This is a genomic window from uncultured Mucilaginibacter sp. (assembly GCF_903913935.1).
Classification (GTDB): Bacteria; Bacteroidota; Bacteroidia; order Sphingobacteriales; family Sphingobacteriaceae; genus Mucilaginibacter.
In genome coordinates this window covers 1-3,033 of sequence record NZ_CAIWNH010000603.1, presented here as the reverse complement: position 1 = coordinate 3,033, position 3,033 = coordinate 1, and the positions used below count along the sequence as shown (strand labels likewise).

5 protein-coding genes are annotated in these 3,033 nt (G+C 40.4%); 4 read left to right on the top strand and 1 reads right to left on the bottom strand.

Features of this window, described 5'->3' with window-relative positions; genetic code table 11:
- Nucleotides 1-168 precede the first annotated feature (168 nt).
- The 4 genes from QZY09_RS24640 (at nt 169) to QZY09_RS24625 (ending at nt 2,434) form a co-directional block, all read left to right on the top strand.
- Nucleotides 169-678, top strand: coding sequence for a hypothetical protein (locus QZY09_RS24640; RefSeq protein ID WP_295677391.1), 510 nt, complete (start codon nt 169-171; stop codon nt 676-678).
- Between the two features lie 273 nt (nt 679-951).
- Nucleotides 952-1,464: a hypothetical protein gene (locus tag QZY09_RS24635; protein WP_295677389.1), complete on the top strand. Its 513-nt coding sequence runs from the start codon at nt 952-954 to the stop codon at nt 1,462-1,464.
- Between the two features lie 13 nt (nt 1,465-1,477).
- Nucleotides 1,478-1,993 carry a hypothetical protein gene (locus QZY09_RS24630; protein ID WP_295677385.1) on the top strand — a complete coding sequence of 172 codons (516 nt, stop codon included), beginning with the start codon at nt 1,478-1,480 and terminating at the stop codon, nt 1,991-1,993.
- A 30-nt stretch (nt 1,994-2,023) separates the two neighbouring features.
- Nucleotides 2,024-2,434, top strand: a complete 411-nt coding sequence (locus QZY09_RS24625) for a hypothetical protein (RefSeq protein WP_295677382.1) — start codon at nt 2,024-2,026, stop codon at nt 2,432-2,434.
- A 121-nt stretch (nt 2,435-2,555) separates the two neighbouring features.
- Here the strand turns inward: QZY09_RS24625 and QZY09_RS24620 are convergent.
- On the bottom strand, nt 2,556-3,033 hold a 478-nt coding region (locus tag QZY09_RS24620; RefSeq protein WP_295677380.1), incomplete at its 5' end, for a hypothetical protein.

Below are 3,033 nucleotides of genomic sequence, written 5' to 3'. Positions count from 1 at the left end.
GCAGGAAAAAACGAAAGGCTACTTTTTGTGTTACGGACCATTGCAACGGTTCAGCAGTGATGTTTGCCATAAAGATTTAAATTGTGAAGGATTTGAAAACTAAGATAGTGAAATGGAGGGAAATAAAACAGGTTGCTATAAATAATAAACATTAATTAACTTTAAAACATGAAACGAAATACCCCTATCATTTTTTTATTAATAGAATTTACAGGTGCTTTGGGCCTGTTTTCAGCTTGCGGCAGCGGCAATAATAATGCGCAACTACAGGCGCAGGTTGACAGTTTGAACAAAAAACTCACTCAAACTTACCGGCCCGGCCTTGGCGAATTTATGATGGGCATACAGGTTCATCATGCCAAAATATGGTATGCCGGTAAAAACCAGAACTGGGCCCTGGCCAACTTTGAAGTAGGGGAGATCAGGGAGACTCTCGAGGATGTAAAACAATATTGTTATGACAGGCCCGAAGTAAAATCGTTACCGATAATATACCCCGCGCTGGATAGTTTAAGCAGCGCTATTAAAACCAAAAAACCGCAAGCATTTGAAAAAAGCTATGTGTTATTAACCAATAGCTGCAATAACTGCCATCAAACTACCCACCACGAATTTAACGTGATAAAAACGCCTGAAACGCCACCGTTTACTAACCAGGAGTTTAAGGCGAAGTTCTAAGGTCATCAGGTCATTGGGTCATTAAGTCATTGGTTGTCGGGAAAGGTTGTCGGGTTTAGTGGCTGAAAGTTATAGACAGCTTAATTATTCTTTGCGTTACTTTGCGCATCTCTTTGCGTTCTCTGCGGTAAAAATTCAACCACTGAGGGCACAAAGCAGGCACTGAGAACACAGAGGTGAGGTTTTGTTTTGATCAGTAGTTAAATTATTGATACAAGATGTATCACTTTGGTAAACGTGTTCGTATTGGTAGATATTAAACGCTAAGCCAAAATGAAAACCAAACTTTTACTCCTCATGCTTGCCGGTTTGCAGCTTTGTTTATTTTCCTGTAAAAAAGACCTTTCTACAAGTAATTCAACTTCAATTGTCGGAAAATGGTATGTAAATAAAGAAGAGGTTACTGCTGAGTATGGCGGTTTAAGCCAAAAACTCGATACCATTTACAACAGCGCATCGTTTAATTCAAACGATTTTTTTCAATTTAGCAGCAGGGATTCGGCATCGGTTTCTTCATCGGGCGATTTTGAAGTTAACGGGAAAGCAGTATTTACCGATGGAGCAGGTACAGTTATTAATGGTATAAACAAGTTTACCTATACCGTCTCCGGAACGGTATTAACCCTTACCTCAACCTTTTTGCACCCTACCGCCAATTCAACAAACCCCGGCCCGTTTACTAAAACTATTGAATTGCTTGATACCAATAACCTGGTTTTGTTTTATACCATACAGGCAGCAGGAGCTACTTTTACATACAGAACGGTTTATACAAAAGGCAATTAATAAACCGAAAAAGATGAGAATAAGGTATTTGTTTATTGTTGCCGCCCTGGGGCTTTGCCTTTATGCCTGTAAAAAGGATAGATCGGTAACTTTTTCTGCATCAATAGCCGGCCGTTGGTACCAAAATAAGCTCATCATCAACCAGCAAACCATAAAAACTGGCGCAACGACCAGCGCAACGTACACCGCTAAAGATTTTGATACCGCTTTTTACTGGCAGTTTAATAAAGACAATACCGCGTTTGTATCATCAGGCCCTACTGTTTTTACGGTGAGCGGAAAAAGTTATCCTTTGAACGGCAACGGACAGCTAATGGGCAGCAAGGTGTATTACAGGTCGTATACTATAACCGGCTCGGCCTTACTTTTACCAACTATTTATTTTACCTGCAATGGATGCCCGCAGCCACCGCCTGATACGGTAGAAATAGTGCAGCTGGATGCCCATAACCTGGTGCTGCACCAGCAAATTGATACCAGTGATGTATATAAAGTTAGTACAGATACTTATTATACGAGAAGCCTTTAACGGAATTTTATTACAATAGAATACAGTTACATGAAAAATAAATACTCAATAATTATTATCGCAAGTTTTTTGTTTTACCTGTGTGCCTGTAAAAAGGGCGGAAGCGCAAATCCCTCATCGATCACCGGGAAATGGAGCATCGATAAAACCGTGTATAACCAGGCCGTAGATACAACGATAACAGGGCTCGCAGCAGATTATTACGATTTTGGTGCGAACGGGGTCCTGAGCATCCAGGATCACCAGGATTATATGACCGGCATTTACAGCCTGAACGGGGTAAAATCTGTAGGTATTAACATTTATACAGTTGACGGACACGGAATGGGTGTTATTACGCCACCGGCCGTTTATACCATTTCAAACTTAAGCAGCCATAGCGTTATGCTGACTTCGCCACCGTACCCATCGGGGCAGTATTTGATTTATTTGAAGAGGTGAGGAGGGGGACTTGCGCGATGGGTAATCCCGGGCTGGTGCAATGTTATCGGTGTAACAGGTTTGAATATAATCCAGCTCCTCGGTTTGTTGGTGATAACACACGCAAAGGTTGGCAGATAATTTATGGCGCAGGATAATATTCAAATTTTTTAGTGTTATAATCCCAATCAATTAAATAATCGTTGTCATCTGAATAAAGCCTGCCGGTTCTATCTACCTCCCCTGTTGTAAAAAGATCAGTAAAACCCTTTTTCTCTTTAAATAATTTAAAACCATAATAATCCTTTACATGATTCTTCAATTCTATTTTTCCATCGGTGTTAATGAAATCGCCGTGTGCGTTTATTTGATAAAGCGTATCCAACTTTAAACCGCGGGGCCTAACAACGAGTAAAGCTGTTAAAACATGATTTGTATATTTAGGATTTTCCTTCACGTAGAGATCTCCCAGCAATTCTCCATTTTTCCCTTTTAGCGAAATGACTCGTTTATAGCCATTTGATTTTAATGTCGAAAATGGGTCGGCTTGTGAAACTGTGCTTTGTGCTATCATCCTGTCAATGCCAAAACAGTTGATAGCAAACAAAAGAACCATAGTC

Excerpts from the sequence above, each read along its gene's own strand:
- QZY09_RS24640 (WP_295677391.1), top strand. The coding sequence starts at position 169 with ATGAAACGAAATACCCCTATCATTTTTTTATTAATAGAATTTACAGGT.
- QZY09_RS24635 (WP_295677389.1), top strand. The coding sequence starts at position 952 with ATGAAAACCAAACTTTTACTCCTCATGCTTGCCGGTTTGCAGCTTTGT.
- QZY09_RS24630 (WP_295677385.1), top strand. The coding sequence starts at position 1,478 with ATGAGAATAAGGTATTTGTTTATTGTTGCCGCCCTGGGGCTTTGCCTT.
- QZY09_RS24625 (WP_295677382.1), top strand. The coding sequence starts at position 2,024 with ATGAAAAATAAATACTCAATAATTATTATCGCAAGTTTTTTGTTTTAC.